At 62.4% G+C, this 18,502-nt stretch carries 16 protein-coding genes; 12 read left to right on the top strand and 4 right to left on the bottom strand.

From position 1 onward, the window contains the following. Window positions 1–275: 275 nt before the first annotated feature. Window positions 276–1,637, top strand: a complete 1,362-nt coding sequence (locus tag FHT69_RS00645) for an NAD(P)-dependent oxidoreductase (protein ID WP_132573195.1) — start codon at window positions 276–278, stop codon at window positions 1,635–1,637. Between the two features lie 15 nt (window positions 1,638–1,652). After that, window positions 1,653–2,966 (top strand): NAD-dependent dihydropyrimidine dehydrogenase subunit PreA, encoded by a 1,314-nt coding sequence (gene preA / locus FHT69_RS00640; RefSeq protein WP_047618719.1) that lies wholly within the window; start codon window positions 1,653–1,655, stop codon window positions 2,964–2,966. A 69-nt stretch (window positions 2,967–3,035) separates the two neighbouring features. Here preA and ftrA read toward each other — a convergent pair whose 3' ends face one another. Continuing rightward, window positions 3,036–4,037, bottom strand: coding sequence for a transcriptional regulator FtrA (ftrA, locus tag FHT69_RS00635; protein ID WP_063474402.1), 1,002 nt, complete (start codon window positions 4,035–4,037; stop codon window positions 3,036–3,038). Between the two features lie 71 nt (window positions 4,038–4,108). Here ftrA and FHT69_RS00630 point away from each other — a divergent pair, with 71 nt between their 5' ends. Further along, complete coding sequence (locus FHT69_RS00630) at window positions 4,109–4,519, top strand: rhodanese-like domain-containing protein (RefSeq protein ID WP_063474401.1); 411 nt, start codon at window positions 4,109–4,111, stop codon at window positions 4,517–4,519. A gap of 104 nt (window positions 4,520–4,623) precedes the next feature. Here the strand turns inward: FHT69_RS00630 and FHT69_RS00625 are convergent, their stop codons facing one another. Beyond that, window positions 4,624–5,646, bottom strand: coding sequence for a zinc-dependent alcohol dehydrogenase family protein (locus FHT69_RS00625; RefSeq protein WP_168333385.1), 1,023 nt, complete (start codon window positions 5,644–5,646; stop codon window positions 4,624–4,626). Window positions 5,647–5,747: 101 nt separating this feature from the next. Between FHT69_RS00625 and FHT69_RS00620 the strand changes: the two genes are divergently transcribed. The 3 genes from FHT69_RS00620 to FHT69_RS00610 all read left to right on the top strand — a co-directional run bounded on the left by FHT69_RS00620 (window position 5,748) and on the right by FHT69_RS00610 (window position 9,936). Then, entirely contained in the window at window positions 5,748–6,647 is a 900-nt protein-coding gene (locus FHT69_RS00620; RefSeq protein ID WP_168333386.1) for a LysR family transcriptional regulator, read from the top strand. Window positions 6,648–6,805: 158 nt separating this feature from the next. Then, entirely contained in the window at window positions 6,806–7,372 is a 567-nt protein-coding gene (locus tag FHT69_RS00615) for a biliverdin-producing heme oxygenase (RefSeq protein WP_183904761.1), read from the top strand. Continuing rightward, on the top strand, window positions 7,369–9,936 hold the full coding sequence (locus tag FHT69_RS00610) for an HWE histidine kinase domain-containing protein (protein WP_183904760.1): 2,568 nt from the start codon (window positions 7,369–7,371) through the stop codon (window positions 9,934–9,936). Before FHT69_RS00615 ends, FHT69_RS00610 begins: the two co-directional genes overlap by 4 nt. Window positions 9,937–9,939: 3 nt before the next feature. Here FHT69_RS00610 and FHT69_RS00605 read toward each other — a convergent pair whose 3' ends face one another. After that, window positions 9,940–10,590 carry a TetR family transcriptional regulator C-terminal domain-containing protein gene (locus tag FHT69_RS00605; RefSeq protein WP_025570386.1) on the bottom strand — a complete coding sequence of 217 codons (651 nt, stop codon included), beginning with the start codon at window positions 10,588–10,590 and terminating at the stop codon, window positions 9,940–9,942. Window positions 10,591–10,891: 301 nt separating this feature from the next. Here FHT69_RS00605 and FHT69_RS00600 point away from each other — a divergent pair, with 301 nt between their 5' ends. Further along, complete coding sequence (locus FHT69_RS00600) at window positions 10,892–12,145, top strand: Zn-dependent hydrolase (RefSeq protein ID WP_183904759.1); 1,254 nt, start codon at window positions 10,892–10,894, stop codon at window positions 12,143–12,145. Between the two features lie 52 nt (window positions 12,146–12,197). Next, entirely contained in the window at window positions 12,198–13,652 is a 1,455-nt protein-coding gene (hydA, locus tag FHT69_RS00595; RefSeq protein WP_183904758.1) for a dihydropyrimidinase, read from the top strand. Between the two features lie 58 nt (window positions 13,653–13,710). Here hydA and FHT69_RS00590 read toward each other — a convergent pair whose 3' ends face one another. Continuing rightward, window positions 13,711–14,124 (bottom strand): cupin domain-containing protein, encoded by a 414-nt coding sequence (locus FHT69_RS00590; protein ID WP_025570392.1) that lies wholly within the window; start codon window positions 14,122–14,124, stop codon window positions 13,711–13,713. A gap of 94 nt (window positions 14,125–14,218) precedes the next feature. Between FHT69_RS00590 and FHT69_RS00585 the strand changes: the two genes are divergently transcribed. Genes FHT69_RS00585 through FHT69_RS00570 form a run of 4 tightly spaced genes read left to right on the top strand, consistent with a single transcriptional unit; the run spans window position 14,219 to window position 18,145 of the window. Next, window positions 14,219–15,004 carry an ABC transporter ATP-binding protein gene (locus tag FHT69_RS00585; protein ID WP_063474392.1) on the top strand — a complete coding sequence of 262 codons (786 nt, stop codon included), beginning with the start codon at window positions 14,219–14,221 and terminating at the stop codon, window positions 15,002–15,004. Between the two features lie 57 nt (window positions 15,005–15,061). Further along, window positions 15,062–15,991 (top strand): ABC transporter permease, encoded by a 930-nt coding sequence (locus FHT69_RS00580; protein WP_025570395.1) that lies wholly within the window; start codon window positions 15,062–15,064, stop codon window positions 15,989–15,991. Then, a complete protein-coding gene (locus FHT69_RS00575) occupies window positions 15,988–17,115 on the top strand; it encodes an ABC transporter permease (RefSeq protein WP_025570397.1) in 1,128 nt (375 codons plus the stop codon). Before FHT69_RS00580 ends, FHT69_RS00575 begins: the two co-directional genes overlap by 4 nt. Window positions 17,116–17,173: 58 nt before the next feature. After that, the gene (locus FHT69_RS00570) at window positions 17,174–18,145 is read left to right on the top strand and encodes an ABC transporter substrate-binding protein (RefSeq protein ID WP_047618698.1); all 972 of its coding nucleotides are present in this window, start codon (window positions 17,174–17,176) and stop codon (window positions 18,143–18,145) included. Window positions 18,146–18,502 lie beyond the last annotated feature (357 nt).

Genomic DNA, 18,502 nt, shown 5'->3' with positions numbered 1-18,502 from the left:
TCACCATCCGGATATCGCAATAACGGCGACATCAAACTTTGGTTCCCTCCGATCGGAAAAAAATTCGACTTTTTTGAATCTTTTTTCCGATGCCCTTGGCGCGGGGCGCGTCCAGCCATTTCACGAATGCGGACCAGATAAATTCTTCCAATAAAAACAATTGATTACTTGGCATCCAGCAAGAGAAAACCGTCAAAATTTTACCGTTTGATAAATTTTTAAACCTGAGTTACGCTTTCCCTCACAGGCCGTTTACCAATAATGAGGGAACTTCAATGGAACGACTGGAAACTGGGATTCATGCTGGCCGGCTTTCGCCCGCCGAGTATGAGGCTAATTTTTCCGATCTGCATCCGCGCCTCGACAATCACGAGGCGCTGGTCGCCGCCGACCGCTGTTATTTCTGTTATGACGCGCCGTGCATGACGGCCTGTCCCACCTCGATCGACATTCCGCTGTTCATCCGCCAGATTTCGACGGGCAATCCGATCGGCTCGGCAAAGACGATCTTCGATCAGAACATCCTTGGCGGCATGTGCGCCCGCGTCTGTCCCACCGAAGAACTCTGCGAACAGGCCTGTGTGCGCAACACGGCCGAAGAGCGGCCCGTCGAGATCGGCCGCCTGCAGCGTTATGCGACAGATGCCGCCATGCAGGCCGGCAAGCAGTTCTATGCCAGGGCCGAACCGACCGGAAAGACGATCGCCGTCGTCGGCGCAGGCCCAGCCGGCCTTGCCGCCGCCCATCGCCTGGCCGTGAAAGGCCATTCCGTCGTCATCTATGATGCCAGGGAAAAATCCGGCGGCCTCAACGAATACGGCATCGCCACCTATAAGACGGTCGACGATTTCGCCCAGAAGGAAGTCGACTACATCCTCTCGATCGGCGGCATCGAGGTCCGGCATGGGCAGCTTCTCGGCCGCGATTTCTCGCTTGCCGATCTGCAGGCCCAATATGACGGCGTCTTCCTCGGTATCGGCCTTGCCGGCGTCAACGCGCTGCGCATCGAGGGCGAGAACCTCGCAGGCGTCGACGACGCCGTCGATTTCATCGCGGCACTGCGTCAGGCTGAAAACAAGAGCGAAATCGCCGTCGGCCGCCGCGTCGTCGTCCTTGGCGGCGGCATGACGGCGATCGACGCTGCCGTGCAGGCGAAGCTGCTTGGCGCCGAGGAGGTGACGATCTGTTACCGCCGTGGCAAGGAACACATGAACGCTTCGGAATTCGAGCAGGATCTGGCAAGCTCCAAGGGCGTCATCATCCGCCACTGGCTGGCGCCGAAATCGATCCTGTCGCAGGACGGCAAAGTCGCCGCCATCGAAGTGGAATATACCAAGCTTCTCGAAGGCCGCCTGGTCGGCACCGGCGAAACGGGCGTCATTGCCGCCGACCAGATCTTCAAGGCGATCGGCCAGACGTTTGACGCCTCCGGTCTCGGTTCGCTGCGCATGGAAAGCGGCCGCATCGCCGTCGATGGCGAAGGCCATACCTCGCTCGACGGCGTCTGGGCCGGTGGTGACTGCGTCTTCGGCGGCGACGACCTCACGGTTTCCGCCGTCGCCCACGGTCGCGACGCGGCTGAATCCATCCACCGCACCCTCACCGCGGCCGCCGCTCCGGCTGTCGCGGTTGCATGAAGGGGAGAATGAACAATGGCTGATCTCCGCAATAATTTCGTCGGCATCAAGTCCCCGAACCCGTTCTGGCTGGCGTCGGCGCCGCCGACCGACAAGGCCTACAACGTCGAGCGTGCCTTCAAGGCCGGTTGGGGCGGCGTGGTCTGGAAGACGCTGGGCGAGGAAGGCCCGCCTGTCGTTAACGTCAACGGCCCGCGCTACGGCGCGATCTGGGGCGCCGACCGCCGCCTGCTGGGGCTGAACAACATCGAGCTCATCACCGACCGCGACCTCTATACCAACCTGCGGGAAATGAAGCAGGTGAAGATGAACTGGCCGGACCGGGCGCTGATCGCCTCGATCATGGTACCCTGCGAGGAGCAGGCCTGGAAGGCGATCCTGCCGCTGGTCGAAGAGACCGGCGCCGACGGCATCGAGCTCAATTTCGGCTGTCCGCACGGCATGTCCGAGCGCGGCATGGGTTCCGCGGTCGGCCAGGTGCCGGAATATATCGAAATGGTCGTGCGCTGGTGCAAGCAGTACACCCGGATGCCCGTCATCACCAAGCTGACGCCCAACATCACCGATGTCCGCCGCCCCGCCCGCGCCGCCAAGGCGGGCGGCACCGATGCCGTCTCGCTGATCAACACGATCAATTCGATCGTCTCCGTCGATCTCGACAACTTCGCCCCCAACCCGACGGTTGGCGGCAAGGGCAGCCACGGCGGTTATTGCGGCCCGGCGGTCAAGCCGATCGCGCTCAACATGGTGGCCGAGATCGCCCGTGATCCCGAAACCTACGGCCTGCCGATCTCAGGCATCGGCGGCATCACCACCTGGCGGGACGCGGCCGAATTCCTCGTTCTCGGCGCCGGCAACGTCCAGGTCTGCACAGCGGCGATGACCTACGGCTTCAAGATCGTCCAGGAGATGATCACGGGCCTCTCCGACTGGATGGACGAAAAAGGCCACCGCAACCTCGACGACATTACCGGCCGCGCCGTGCCCAACGTCACCGACTGGCAGTATCTGAACCTCAACTACATCGCCAAGGCCAAGATCGACCAGGACGCCTGCATCAAGTGCGGCCGCTGCTACATCGCATGCGAGGATACCTCGCACCAGGCAATCACCAACTTCGTCAACGGCGCTCGTCATTTCGAGGTGATGGACGAGGAATGCGTCGGCTGCAATCTCTGCGTCAGCGTCTGCCCGGTCGAGAACTGCATCACCATGGAGCAGCTTCCCGCCGGCACCCTCGACAAGCGCACCGGCCGCGTCGTCGACCCGAACTATGCCAACTGGACGACGCACCCGAACAACCCGATGGCACGCCAGGCGGCGGAATAGGGATTTGCAACGCCGCGGAAATCCGCGGCGTTGCAGTCTTGCCAGTAACGTTCGAAGCCTCGGGCCAATTTAACCGCCGAACGACTTCCGATAGGCATTGGGGCTCGTCCCGAGCCGCCTGCGGAAATGATGCCGCATCGTCGCCAGTGTTCCAAAGCCGCTGGCGACGGCGATATCGTCGAGCGAAACGGCAAGTTCCCTCTCCAGCAGATCGCGGGCATGGCGCAGCCGCTCCGTCAGCAGCCATTCGCCGACGCTGAGACCCGTCGTCGCTTCGAAGCGCCGCTGAAAGGTGCGCATGCTCATACCGGCTCTTTTGGCAAGCAGGCTGATCGGCTGGTCCTCGGAAAGGCTTTCGCGCATCCATTCGATCAGCGGCCCCAAGCGGATGCCCTCGCGCTCCTCGGGAACCGGCGCGCGAATGAATTGCGCCTGTCCGCCTTCGCGATGCGGTGGCACGACCAGCCGGCGGGCGACGCTGTTTGCCGCCTCCGAACCGAAATCGCCGCGCACCACATGCAGGCAGAGATCGATGCCGGCAGCACTGCCTGCCGCCGTCAGCAGGCTGCCTTCGTCCATGTAGAGAACGTCGGCATCGAGCGTGATGTCGGGATAACGCGCGGCAATCGTGGCGACATAGCGCCAATGTGTTGTCGCCCTGCGGTTGGCAAGCAGTCCCGATCCGGCAAGAACTGCAACGCCCGAGCAGAGCGACATGATGCGCGCGCCGCGCTGATGCGCTGCCGTCAGTGCTCTCGCGAGGGGTGCCGGCACCGGCGCATCGATCGCCCGCCAGCCGGGCACGACGATCAGGTCCGCCTCATCGAGCACCTCCAGGCCCTTGTCGACGGCGACCGTCAGCCCTCCGGCGGCGCGAAGCGGCCCCGGTTCGATGCCGCAGACCGAGAAGCGATACCAATCCTCCCCCATCTCCGGGCGTGGCAGGCCGAAGACCTCATAGACGATGCCGAATTCGAAAGTGCAGAGCCCGTCATAGGCAAGCGCTGCGACCAGCGGTCCTTTCGTCTGCTGCGGCGAGGAGTTTGGCATGATCTTTACGCTGTCAGTCATGATGGCCAATTTCGCAGAGCTTTAGCATCGGCGATACCAGGCTGCAATTCGAACCAAAAAGGAAATCGCAAATGCCAAGCCCCGTCGCAGACATCCCCGCCGCCGCTGCTGATATCGCCGCTGCCCATTTTGCCGCCAAGCTTGCCTTCGAGACCGATTGCTCCGACGTCCACGCAGCCTTTGCATCTGGCAAGGTCGATTTCGTTCTTCTCGACGTACGCTCGCCGACGCTCTTTGCACAGTCCCACATTCCCGGCGCCATCAACCTGCCGCATGGCAAGATGACGGCGCACCGCATGTCGGCCTGGCCTTCCGACACGCTCTTCGTCGTCTATTGCGCCGGCCCGCATTGCAACGGCGCTGATAAGGCCGCACTTCGCCTCTCCCGCCTCGGCCTGTCCGTGAAACTGATGATCGGCGGCATGACCGGCTGGGCCGATGAACGCTTCACCTTCGAACAAGGCGTTCCAGCCGCGGCCTGAGCAGCCTCCCTTCTCCGCCGGCAGCGCCGCGCGTCTTTTCAGATGCCCGGCGCTGTCGCCCTTTGAATGGCCGCATAACTTAATCGAACGGAAGATCGCGACCGTCAGAACTCGACGACCACCTTGCCAAAGGGCCCGCGATAGAGATGATCGAGCGCCTGCGGGAATTCGTCGAAGGCATAGCGCTTGTCGATCACGGGCTTCAGCCCGGTCTGGTCGACTGCCCGCACCAGGTCTTCCAGCGCGCGGCGATGGCCGACGGAAATGCCCTGCACGACAGGCGCCTTGAGCAGCAGCGGAGCGGCCTGGCCGGAGACTTCGAAGCCTTCGAGCACGCCGATCACGGAAATGCGGCCATTGATCGCCACCGCTTTCAGTGCCAGGTCGAGATGCGGGCCGCCGACGATCTCAAGCACGTGGTCGGCGCCATAGCCGCCGGTCAGTTGGTAGAGTTGCTCAACCCAGTCGCCCTCGCGGCGGTTGATCGCGTGATCGGCGCCGAGAGCAACGGCGCGCTCGAGCTTCTCCGCGCTGCCTGAGGTGATGAAGACCTCGGCGCCGTGCGCCTTGGCGATCTGCAGGCCGAAAAGCGCCACGCCGCCGGTGCCTTGCACCAGCACCTTGTCACCGGCCTTCAGACCACCGCGTTCGATCAAGGCGAACCAGGCAGTCAGCCCGGCGCAGGGCAAGGTGCTCGCCTGTGCTGCATCGAGCGTATCGGGTGCGCGCGAATACCATTCCTCCGACAGAACGGTGTATTGGGAAAGGACGCCGGGATAGACGCCGCCGCGTGTCTTGTAAGGCGGCGTGCGGGCATCGCCCAACCCGCGTCCGTCGATCCAGTCGGGCGAAAAGGTCGAAATGACCCGGTCGCCCGGCTTGAAACGGGTGACCTCAGGCCCGACCGTCTCCACGACCCCCGCCATATCGGAGGCCGGCACGAAGGGAAATTGCAGCGGCAATCCCATGCCGCTCTCCATCACCAGCCGGTCGCGGAAATTGAGCGAGACAGCTTCCGTCCGGACCAGGATCCTGTTTCCCGAAACCGGTTCGAGCCTCCGCTCGCCGACCGTGAGATTGTGCTCCGATCCAACCGCATCGATCTGCCATTGCCGTGTTGTCTGCATTGTCTTGCTCCTTGTCCATTGCAGGGAGCGAAAACATATCGTTGAATATTTCGCGCCAGTTGCGATATTAATTCACCAAAATGGTTCCAAAAAGGAAACAAATGGAACAGCTGAAAGGGATCTCGATTTTTGTCGAAGCCGTCGAGGCAGGCGGCTTTTCGGCTGCCGCCGAGCGGCTCCACCTCACACGCTCGGCCGTCGGCAAGACGATCGCACGTCTGGAACAGCGTCTCGGCGTTCGGCTTTTCAACCGCACGACGCGCATGCAGAGCCTGACCGAGGAAGGCCGTTTCTTCTACGAGCGCTGCCTGCGAGCGGTCGAGGAAATCCGCCTCGGGGAAGCCATGCTGGAATCCGGCCGGCGTGATGTGCGCGGCCGGTTGCGCATCTCCATGCCCGTGCTTTTCGGCCGCCATTGCATCGCGCCGATCCTCGCAAGCCTGCTCGATGAACATCCGGATCTCGAACTCGACCTATCCTTCAGCGACCGGATCGTCGACCTGCTCGAGGACGGCTTCGACCTTGCCATCCGCAACGGACCGCTGAAGGACAATCCGGATCTGATGGCCCGGGCGATCGCCCGCCAGCGCATGACCGTCTGCGCATCGCCCGCCTATCTGGAACGATATGGCGCGCCGCAGGCGATCTCCGATATTCCGCTGCATGAAGGCATCGTTTACAGGCGGGGCGATAACGACAAAGGGTGGATATTCCCCACTGCAGCCGATCCCGGACGGCGGATGCAGCCGAAGGCACGGCTGCGGCTCGACGACCTCGCGTCGATTTCCGATGCGGCCGTCGCCGGGCGCGGCCTGGCCTGGCTGCCTTGCTGGCTGGTACGCGAGCAGGTGCTGGCAGGCCGGCTCATTCAGGTGCTGAAACACGAACCGGCCAATGTCTTCGATGCCCATGCCATCTGGCTACGCTCCCCGGTCATGCTGCCCAAGGTGAGGCTCGCGATCGACACGCTCGCCGCCAGACTGCCCGCAATGATGGGCTGAACGTTGGGTGCTGATCGCCAATGGCGGATTGCAGCCACCAGCAGGCGAGAAACCTATGTTATTCCTAGCCGTTTCTCTGGAAATAACTCGATACCGCAGTATATCGCTAGTTCGTCGCCCCTCATAGCGCACGCCATATCACTCGGAACACGGTCAGCATGTCACTTCGCAGCGCCCTCCGCGCACAAACAGCAGATTGCCACGCCGCGGTCGACACTCTCTTCGGCAGTTTCAACCTCTCACGCCCCCAGGATTACAAGGCCTTCCTGCGCGCCCATGCCCAGGTCGTACCATCGGTCGAACATGCGCTTGAGCAAGCCGGAATCGCCCGCCTGCTCCCCGACTGGCCGGAAAGAAGGCGCGCGCACCTGCTCGCTGCCGACATAAGGGCGCTCGACGATCGATTGCCCCCGCTCCTTCCGCAACCGGCATTGCATTGCGACGCGGCGGTCTGGGGGGCTGCCTACGTCCTTGAAGGCTCCAAGCTCGGCGGCGCCCTGCTCGCCAAGGCCATCCCTGATCACTTGCCCGGCAGCTACCTGAGCCCCCAAGGCCCGAAGGGCGCCATGCGGCTCTTCATGGATCGTCTTGACGGGAGCAACGTGGACGATCCCGCCGCTGCCATAACCGCTGCCCGCGATGTCTTCGACCTCTTCCTCAAAGCCGGGCAACTCACGCTGGAAGCGGCCCCGATGGAAGCGGTCCCCACGGAAGCTGTCCAATGAGCGGCACGCACGAACCCGTCGATCTCACCAATTGCGACCGTGAGCCGATACACCAGCTCGGCTCGGTTCAACCCTTCGGCTTTCTCTTGGCGGTATCCTCAGACTGGATTGTCACGCGCGCCTCTACAAATCTGGTGGAGTTCCTCGGTGTTGCGCAGACCGACGCGATCGGCCGTCCCATTGTCTCCCTGATCACCCCTGAAGCACTCCACACGGTCCGCAACAAGCTGACCACGTTGCGCAGCTCCGACGTCGTCGAGCGCATTTTCGGCATTGCTCTGACGCCCGATCAAAACAGGTTCGACGTTGCCGTGCATCTGAACGAAGGTCAGGTCATCATCGAAGGCGAGCGCTGCCAGGAAGATAGGCGCGACGCCGCTTCCCTCTCGATGCGCAGCATGATGTCCCGCCTCGATCACACGGAAACAATGGAGGCTTTTTTCCGCGAAGGAGCAAGACAGGCGCGCGCCCTCACCGGCTTCGATCGGGTCATGGTCTACCGTTTCGATGAAAGCGGTTCCGGCGAAGTCGTGGCGGAAGCCGCCCGGGCCGGGATCGGCTCGTTTCTCGGGCTGCACTACCCGGCTTCCGACATTCCGGTGCAGGCACGCGCGCTTTATCTGCGCAACCTGTTCCGCATCATTGCCGATGTCGACGCCGTCCCGGTCCCGATCCTTCCGCCGCTCGACGAACACGGCCAGCCGCTCGATCTTTCCATGTCGGTCTTGCGTTCGGTCTCGCCGATCCATATCGAATATTTGAAAAACATGGGCGTTGGCGCCTCGCTCTCCATATCGATCGTCGTCGACGGCAGGCTCTGGGGCCTGTTTGCCTGCCATCATTACGGCCCGCGTCTGCCTTCGGCCCAAAGCCGCTCTACTGCCGAACTCTTCGGCCAGATGTTTGCTTCGCGCCTTGAAAGCCGCGAACGGCGGCAGGCTCTCGAATACGAGACCAAGGCGCGCCGCATCGCCGACCGGCTCCTCACCTCCGTGGCGGACAATGCAAGCCTGCTCGACGATCCCGCCTGGCTGATCGAGGCGCTTGCCGACGCCATTCCTGCCGACGGCATCGGCGTCTGGATCAACGGCCGGCTGGCACTTGCCGGCATCGGGCCGGACGAGAGAGGCTTCACAGCCCTCGTCCGCCACCTCAACCGCAATGCCGCCGGCCGCATCTATGCCGTGGACAGGTTCGCAGAAGCCTATCCGGATCTTGAGGTCGACGACGCGGTGGCGGGCATGCTCGCCATCCCCATCTCGCGTTCGCCGCGCGATTATGTCGTGCTTTTCCGTCAGGAATTGGTGCGCACCGTCCGCTGGGGCGGCGACCCGTACAAGCCGGTGGAGTACGGCCCCAACGGCCCGCGGCTGACGCCGCGCAAGAGTTTCGAAGCCTGGTCTGAACTGGTGCGCGGCCGCTCGCTGCCCTTCACCGAAGCCGAGCACCGCGTCGCCGAAACCATCCGCGTTACATTGATCGAGGTGGTGCTGCGCCTGACCGACGAGGTCAGCATGGCGCGCCAGACGGCAAACGAGCGCCAGGAACTGCTGATCGCCGAACTGAACCACCGTGTCCGCAACATATTGAGCCTCATCACCGGGATCGTCCGGCAGTCGCAGGCAACCTCCGTCAGCCTTGGCGACTACATCCGCCAGCTCGAGGGCCGCATCCAGTCGCTCGCACGAGCCCATGACCAGATCACCCGCGACCACTGGGCGCCCGCTTCGCTCCGGCAATTGCTGCTGGCAGAAACAGCCGCCTATCTCGGGAAAAACGCACAACGCATCCGGATGAGCGGCGAGGACGTACTGCTGGAACCGCAGGCATTCTCCACCGCCGCCCTTGTTTTCCATGAGCTGATGACCAACAGCGCCAAATACGGCAGTCTTTCCGGCAACGGCAGCGGCACCGTCGAACTCGGCTGGCGGCGCGACGACGAAGGCAATCTGCACATTGACTGGCACGAAAAAGACGGCCCGCCCGTCATCGAACCCAAACGCCACGGCTTCGGTTCGACCATCATCCGCCGCTCGATTCCCTATGACCTTGGCGGCAAGGCGGAGGTCCGCTACGCCAAGGACGGGCTCGAGGCGGATTTCTGCATTCCGGCGCGACATGTCGTCGGCCCGACGAGCGAATCGTCAAAGCCGGCTCCGGTCGGAGCGGCCGATCGCAAGACGATTGCCGACGATCAGCCACTCTCCGGCCTGAATGTTCTGCTGGTGGAAAACAACCTGATCATCGCCATGGATGGCGAGGACATCCTACGCCGGCTCGGCGCCGAGGTGGCAACGGCGCCAAGTGTCAGCGAGGCGATGGAAATCCTGGCTGGCCGGTCCTTCGATCTGGCGCTTCTCGATGTCAATCTCGGCGATGAGACGAGTTTCGGGATCGCCGACCGGCTGGCAGCTGACGGCGTGCCCTTCATTTTTGCCACAGGTTATGGGGAAGGCATCGCCCAGGCGAACAGCCATTCGGACGCACCTGTGCTGCAGAAGCCCTATACGATGGAAGGCATGACGGACATACTGGGCCGCGTGCCGCTTCCTAAAAGGCAATAGACCTCAGGTCTCGGAACGATCCGGTCGCAGCCCGCCGATGAAGAGCTGCTCCAGAAACCGCGCCGCATCCTCGAAGCGGCCCTCACCGGAATGCTCCTGTCCGAGCACGGCCCGCACCTGGACGTCGAAATCTGCGTAATGCTGCGTCGTCGACCAGATGGAGAAGATCAGGTGGTAGGGGTCGCATTTGACGATCTTGCCGGCTTTCGCCCAGGCGCGGATGACCTCCGCCTTCTCGTCGACCAGTTCCTTCAGCGGCCCCTTCAGCTCGTCCTCGATATGCGGCGCGCCCTGTAGCACCTCATTGGCGAAAAGCCGGCTCTCGCGCGGAAAATCGCGGGCCATCTCCAGCTTGCGTCTGATGTAACTGCGGATTTCCTCCTCGGGATTGCCCTCGGCGTCGAAGGCCCGCAGCGGCTCCAGCCAGGTGTAGAGCACCCGGTCGATCAGCGCGCGGTGCATGGCTTCCTTGGTGCGGAAGTAATAGAGCAGATTGGGTTTCGACATGCCGGCCACTTCGGCGATCTGGTCGATGGTCGAGCCGCGGAAGCCGCTTGCCGAAAACACGTCGAGCGCCGCCTCCAGGATCTGCTCTTCCTTCTCCTCCTGGATTCGCGTCCGCCTCAGGGTTTTCGCTGCTCTCGGTATGGTCACAGGCTGTTATTTCCCCTTGAAATTCAACTTCTTCGCTCAAGTTTTGCCCGGAGACACCTCCTGCCGCTTTGTTGAGCAACTGCCCGTATTTTTATCGGCGATTTTCGTGATTTTCGTCTTGAGCCCGGCGGTGGAAGTTGTAATGTTTACCAATCGGTCAAATTATCCGCCAGATGAAAAACAAAGGCAACTGGCGATTTTCCGGCGCTCGACAAAACCAATAAGAAGCGCAGGAATAGACCACGGGAACAGGCAGGCATGCCCTTTGCATGACTGCCGCAAACAGGTGAGGGCATAGGAAATGGTGGCAGCACCAGGCGAGAACATGCGCGTCAATGGCGACCGTCTCTGGGACAGTCTCATGGACATGGCGAAGATCGGCCCCGGCATCGCCGGCGGCAACAATCGCCAGACGCTGACGGATGCCGATGCGCAAGGACGCGGCCTCTTCAAGACATGGTGCGACGAGGCCGGCCTGACCATGGGCGTCGACCGCATGGGCACGATGTTCGCCACCCGCGCCGGCACCGATCCCGATGCCCTGCCCGTCTATGTCGGTTCGCATCTCGACACCCAGCCGACCGGCGGCAAATATGACGGCGTGCTCGGCGTGCTCGCGGCCCTCGAAGTCGTACGCACCATGAACGATCTCGGCATCAAGACCAAACATCCTGTTGTCGTCACCAACTGGACGAATGAGGAAGGCGCCCGTTTCGCGCCTGCCATGCTGGCGTCGGGCGTCTTTGCCGGCGTGCACAGCCTGGATTTTGCCTATAATCGCAGGGATCCGGATGGCAATCTGTTCGGCGACGAGCTGAAGCGCATCGGCTGGGTCGGCGACGAAGAGGTCGGCGCCCGCAAGATGCATGCCTATTTCGAATATCACATCGAGCAGGGGCCGATCCTCGAGGCCGAGGAAAAGCAGATCGGCGTCGTCACCCATTGCCAGGGCCTGTGGTGGCTGGAATTCACGCTGACCGGCAAGGAAGCCCATACCGGTTCGACGCCGATGAACCTGCGCGTCAATGCCGGCCTCGCCATGGCCCGCATCCTGGAAATGGTCCAGAGTGTGGCGATGGGCGAACAGCCGGGCGCCGTCGGCGGTGTCGGCCAGGTGTTCTTCTCGCCGAATTCCCGCAACGTGCTGCCGGGCAAGGTCGTCTTCACCGTCGACATCCGCTCGCCCGACAAGGAGAAGCTCGACCGGATGCGGGCCAAGATCGAGGCGAAGGCGCCCGAGATCACCGATGCGCTCGGCGTCGGCTGTTCCATCGAGGCAATCGGCCACTTCGAGCCGATCACCTTCGATCCGAAACTGGTCACCTCGGTGCGCGATGCCGCCGAGAGGCTCGGCTACAGCCACATGAACATCATCTCCGGCGCCGGCCACGACGCCTGCTGGGCCGCCAAGGTTGCACCTGCGACGATGGTCATGTGCCCGTGCGTGGGTGGTCTCTCTCACAACGAGGCCGAGGAGATTTCCAAGGAATGGGCGACGGCTGGAGCCGACGTGCTGTTCCATGCGGTGGTCGAGACGGCGGAGATCGTGGTGTGAGGTAATCGCCGCGAAGCTCGCCTTTCAAATCATTAAGGAATGGGGAACGATCATGACCACAGTCATCAAAAACGGCACCATCGTCACCGCCGACCTGACCTACAAGGCTGACGTGAAAATCGACGGCGGCAAGATCGTCGAGATCGGGCCGAACCTCTCGGGCGACGAGACGCTGGATGCCTCCGGCTGTTATGTCATGCCGGGCGGCATCGATCCGCATACCCATCTCGAAATGCCGTTCATGGGCACCTATTCCTCCGACGATTTCGAGAGCGGCACGCGCGCGGCCCTTTCCGGCGGCACGACGATGGTGGTCGATTTTGCGCTCCCCGCCCCCGGCCAGTCCCTGCTCGAAGCGCTGACCATGTGGGACAACAAATCGACCCGGGCCAATTGCGATTATTCCTTCCACATGGCGGTTACCTGGTGGAGCGAGCAGGTCTTCAAGGAGATGGAGACCATCGTCCGCGACAAGGGCATCAACACCTTCAAGCACTTCATGGCCTATAAGGGCGCGCTGATGGTGGACGACGACGAGATGTTCGCGTCGTTCCAGCGCTGCGCCGAACTCGGCGCCCTGCCGCTGGTGCATGCCGAAAATGGCGACGTCGTCGCCTCGATGTCGGCAAAGCTGCTGGCCGAAGGCAATAACGGCCCCGAGGCGCATGCCTATTCGCGGCCCGCAGAAGTCGAGGGCGAAGCCACCAACCGCGCCATCATGATCGCCGATATGGCCGGCTGCCCGGTCTATATCGTCCACACCTCCTGCGAACAGGCGCACGAGGCGATCCGCCGCGCCCGCGCCAAAGGCATGCGTGTCTATGGCGAACCGCTGATCCAGCACCTGACGCTCGACGAGAGCGAATATTCCAACCCCGACTGGGATCACGCCGCCCGCCGGGTGATGTCGCCGCCCTTCCGCAGCAAACAGCATCAGGACTCGCTTTGGGCGGGCCTTGCCTCCGGCTCGTTGCAGGTGGTCGCCACCGACCATTGCGCCTTCACCACGGCGCAGAAGCGCTTCGGCGTCGGCGATTTCACCAAGATCCCGAACGGCACCGGCGGCCTCGAAGACCGCATGCCGATGCTCTGGACGCATGGCGTCAACACAGGCCGGCTGACGATGAACGAATTCGTCGCCGTCACCTCGACCAACATCGCCAAGATCCTCAACATCTATCCGAAGAAGGGCGCGATCCTGGTCGGCGCCGATGCCGATATCGTCGTCTGGGATCCGAAACGTTCCAAGACCATCTCGTCCAAGGCCCAGCAGTCGGCGATCGACTACAACGTCTTCGAGGGCAAGGAAGTGACCGGCCTGCCGCGCTACACGCTGACGCGCGGCATCGTCGCGATCGAGGAAAGCACCGTCAAGACCCGCGAGGGCCACGGCGAATTCGTCCGGCGCGAGCCGGTGACGGCCGTCAGCAAGGCGCTGTCCACCTGGAAGGAGATCACCTCTCCGCGCAAGGTGGAGCGCAGCGGCATTCCGGCAACCGGCGTATGATGATGGTGCGTAACGATACGGCCATCAACCGGGGACCGACGCCTCCATGCCAATGACCTCACGCCGGCACCAAAGCGTCCAACTCCGGCAGCAGCACGACGCTCTCCTGCTCGTTCGGATCGGTGCGCGCGATGACCGCCGTGCACGGCGTGCTGCTGAGGTTTGCCGGCAGATGCGGCACGCCGGCCGGGATATAGAAAAGTTCGCCGGCATGGACGACGACGTGATGCTCCAGCCGGTCCCCGTACCAGGTATGCGCCTCGCCGGAGAGCATGTAGATCGCCGTCTCGTGCGCCTCATGCAGATGCGCCTTGGCGCGCACGCCGGGTGGGATCGTCAGGAGGTGCATGCAGATGCCCTTGGCGCCGACCGTCTCGGCCGCGACCCCTTCGAAATAGCTGAGCCCCTGCTTGCCGTCATAGGCATGATTGGGGCGAACGATGTGGCAGGTGGGCTTTGATGTCACGTCCATCCTCATCCTCCATGGAATGTATCGTCGATAAAACCGGCGATAATGATAACACGCAAACCGCGTTCCCGCGGGGAAAACAAGACTGGTCGCATTGATGCAAGCACCTTCCGTCGTATCCGCCAAGGATCTCTGTCTCACCTACCAGGCGAATGACGGCCCGGTGCGTGCCCTGAGCAATGTCAATCTCGATGTCCGCAAGGGCGATTTCGTCTCTTTCATCGGCCCGTCGGGCTGCGGCAAGACGACCTTCCTGCGTGTCATCGCCGATCTGGAGAAGAGCACCTCGGGCGAGATCTCGATCAATGGCATGACACCGGAAGAGGCGCGCAAGGCCCGTGCCTACGGCTATGTCTTCCAGGCGCCGGCGCTCTATCCCTGGCGCACCATCGAAAACAACATCGCCCTGCCGCTGGAGATCATGGGATATTCTGGCGCGGACCGGACGAGGCGCATCGCCGAAGCGCTCGATCTCGTCAGTCTTTCCGGCTTCGAGAAGAAATTCCCCTGGCAGCTTTCCGGCGGCATGCAGCAGCGCGCCTCGATCGCCCGCGCGCTCGCCTTCGACGCCGACCTGCTGCTGATGGACGAGCCCTTCGGCGCGCTGGACGAGATCGTCCGCGACCATCTGAACGAAGAGCTGCTGAAGCTCTGGACCCGCACCAACAAGACTATCTGCTTCGTCACCCATTCCATCCCCGAGGCGGTCTACCTCTCGACCAAGATCGTGGTGATGTCGCCGCGTCCGGGCCGCGTGACCGACGTGATCGACTCGACCCTGCCGGCCGAACGCCCGCTCGACATCCGCGACACCCCCGAATTCCTGGAAATCGCCCATCGCGTCCGCGAGGGGCTGAGAACGGGGCATAGCCATGAGGTTTAGCCGGTTGAGTTCGAGGGATGGTTGGGCGTCCGGGGCCAGCAAATGGGGGCAGTCGCTGTGAAACCCGATACCTTCAAAGACAAGATCGTCCCCGTCACCACCATTCTGCTGGCCCTCCTCGTCATCTGGTATGTCGCTGCGGTCCTGATGAACGCGCCGTTCCAGCGCGACATGGACGGCCGCGCCGGCGCCACCCCTACGACCATCGAATTCATTGGCAAGACGCTCGCCCAGCCGAAGCCGATCCTGCCGGCGCCGCATCAGGTGGCGCAGAACGTCTACGAGAACACCTTCCTGCGCAGCCTTTCGAGCAATCGCAGCCTCGTCTATCACAGCTGGGTGACGCTCTCCTCGACCCTGCTCGGCTTCGGTTTCGGCATGCTGCTCGGCATCCTTCTTGCCGTGCTTATCGTGCACAATCGCGCCATGGACCGCTCGCTGATGCCCTGGCTGGTGGCGAGCCAGACCATACCGATCCTTGCGATTGCACCGATGATCGTCATCATCTCCTACAATGTGCTGACCGGCGACAATGCAATTGCGCATCTGCTGAACCTCGATTCCGACGCTTCCCGCCTCGTTTCCAAGGCGCTGATCTCCACCTACCTCTCTTTCTTTCCGGTCGCCGTCGGCATGGTGAAGGGGCTGCGTTCGCCCGAAATCATGCATCTCGACCTGATGCGCACCTATTATGCCAGCCCGATGCAGACGTTCTGGAAGCTCCGCGTTCCCGCCTCGATCCCTTTCCTCTTCACCTCGATGAAGGTCGCGATCGCCGCCAGCCTGGTCGGCGCCATCGTCGGCGAGTTGCCGACGGGGGCTGTCGCCGGCATCGGCTCGAAGCTGCTCGCCGGCTCCTATTATAGCCAGACCATCGACATCTGGGCCGCCCTCGTCGCCGGATCGCTGCTGGCCGGTATCCTGGTCGCGATCGTCGGCCTTGCGGCGAAGATCGTCGACCGCACCATGGGCGGGAGGCCGGCATGAGACATCTGAGCTTTTCCTGGCAAGGCGTCGTTGCCCTCCTTCTCTGTCTCGCGGCGCTGACGGCCCTGCCGCTCCTGGCCGATGGCGCGCCGCGCCCCTTCACCGACGGCACGGCAAGCCTCACTTTCACCATCGTCATCGCGGCAGCCCTCCTGTCCTTCGCGCCGCAGCCGCCGGCCTATCGTGCCACCGTCTTGTTTATCGGCGCACATGGCGCCGCCTGGATGCTGCTTTCCGCTCTCTCCGGCAATGACGGCGCGGCCACACGGGCTTTCTTCCTGCTGCTCTTTGCCTGCTGGCTGCTTGCCTGGCGATGCGTCACCGAGCTGTCGAAATTGCAGCCCGTCACCACCTTCGGCAGATCGACACTCCAACTGCTGATCCCGGCGATCTTCGGCGCCTGGATACTCATCCTCTGGGAGGCGGTTACGCGCGGTGCCGGCGTCCCCTTCATCCTGCTGCCGCCGCCGAGCGCCATCGGCGCGCGCATCATGGCCTCGCTGCCGATCCTCGGCGACGATGTCAGGCAGACGATCTTCAAGGCGGTGCTGATCGGTTACATCGTCGGCTGCCTCAGCGGCTTCGCCGTCGCGGTGCTGGCCGATCGCATCGTCTTCCTGCGCCGCGGCCTGCTGCCGATCGGCAACATGGTGTCGGCTCTGCCGATCATTGGCGTTGCCCCCGTCATGGTCATGTGGTTCGGCTTCGACTGGCCGTCGAAGGCCGCCGTCGTCATCATCATGACCTTTTTCCCGATGCTGGTGAACACCGTCGCCGGCCTTGCCGCCTCCGGCAGCATGGAGCGCGACCTGATGCGCACCTATGCCTCGAGCGACTGGCAGACGCTGCTCAAGCTCAAGCTTCCGGCAGCAATGCCCTTTATTTTCAATGCACTGAAGATCAACTCGACGCTGGCGCTGATTGGTGCCATCGTTGCGGAATTCTTCGGAACGCCGATCGTCGGCATGGGCTTCCGCATCTCCACCGAGATCGGCCGCATGAATGTCGACATGGTCTGGGCGGAAATCGCCGTCGCGGCGCTGGCCGGCTCGATCTTCTATGGTGTCATCGCCCTGACCGAACGGGCGGTGACGTTCTGGCATCCGTCTATCCGTGGTGGCTAGACGCGCGCGGGCTTTGCAAACAGGTCCGGGCATAACTTCAGAGGGTAAGGATAAGAAAATGAGAAAGTTGATGGTTGCAATGATGGCAAGCGCGATGTCGCTTGCAGCAGCCCATGCGATGGCCGCCGACAAGGTGGTGCTGCAGTTGAAATGGGTCACGCAGAGCCAGTTCGGCGGTTATTACGTCGCCAAGGACAAGGGCTTTTACAAGGAAGAAGGCCTCGACGTCGACATCAAGCCGGGCGGCCCCGATATCGCCCCCGAGCAGGTGATCGCCGGCGGCGGCGCCGATGTCATCGTCGACTGGATGGGCGGCGCCCTGGTTGCCCGCGAAAAGGGCGTTCCGCTCGTCAACATCGCCCAGCCCTACCAGAAGTCCGGCCTGGAAATGGTCTGCCGCAAGGACGGCCCGGTTAAGACCGAAGCCGACTTCAAGGGCCACACGCTCGGCGTCTGGTTCTTCGGCAACGAATATCCCTTCTTTGCCTGGATGAACAAGCTCGGCCTGTCCACGGAAGGCGGCCCGAACGGCGTCACCGTGCTGAAGCAGAGCTTCGACGTACAGCCGCTCGTCCAGAAGCAGGCCGACTGCATTTCCGTCATGACCTATAACGAATACTGGCAGGCGATCGATGCCGGCTTCAAGCCGGAAGAACTGACGGTCTTCAACTATACCGAGATGGGCAACGACCTTCTCGAAGACGGCCTCTATGCGATGGAAGACAAGCTGAAGGACCCGGCCTTCAAGGAAAAGATGGTCAAGTTCGTCCGCGCTTCGTTGAAGGGCTGGAAATATGCGACCGAGAATCCCGATGAAGCCGCCGAGATCGTCATGGACAATGGCGGTCAGGACGAAAACCACCAGAAGCGCATGATGGGCGAAGTCGCCAAGCTGGTCGGCGACGGCTCCGGCAAGCTGGACGAAGCGCTCTATGCCCGCACGGCAAAGGCGTTGCTCGACCAGAAGATCATCAGCAAGGAGCCTGCGGGCGCCTGGACGCACGACATTACCGACGCCGCTGCCAAGTAGTTTCGGCAATATTGCGAAGCGAAACGCGCGGAAGATTTCCGCGCGTTTTGTTTTTCGGCGCAAGACCGGAAAAAACACCTTGCAACTGTCGCATTTATCGGGCGTCAAACGTCATGTGGTAGAAGCGCGATCAATCTTCGTAATGTTGACATAACCTTGCGGTGATTGATTGACGTCGGAATGGTAATTATTATCGCCTCATGGGGAATTGTTTTCTGCCGGACTTGTAGATCGAGCAAATCGATACCACCTACAAGCCGAATTTGCCGGCGAGGGATGAAGACGGCAAAGGATCGGCGGATACCTCTGAGAATGCAGGAAGGGCAGTGGCCTGATCGCGCGCTGAGTGGCAGACGC

The organism is Rhizobium sp. BK008 (assembly GCF_014197345.1).
Classification (GTDB): domain Bacteria; phylum Pseudomonadota; class Alphaproteobacteria; order Rhizobiales; family Rhizobiaceae; genus Rhizobium; species Rhizobium anhuiense.
Note: the sequence above shows the minus strand (reverse complement) of the source record. Positions and strands in the feature narration are given on the sequence as shown.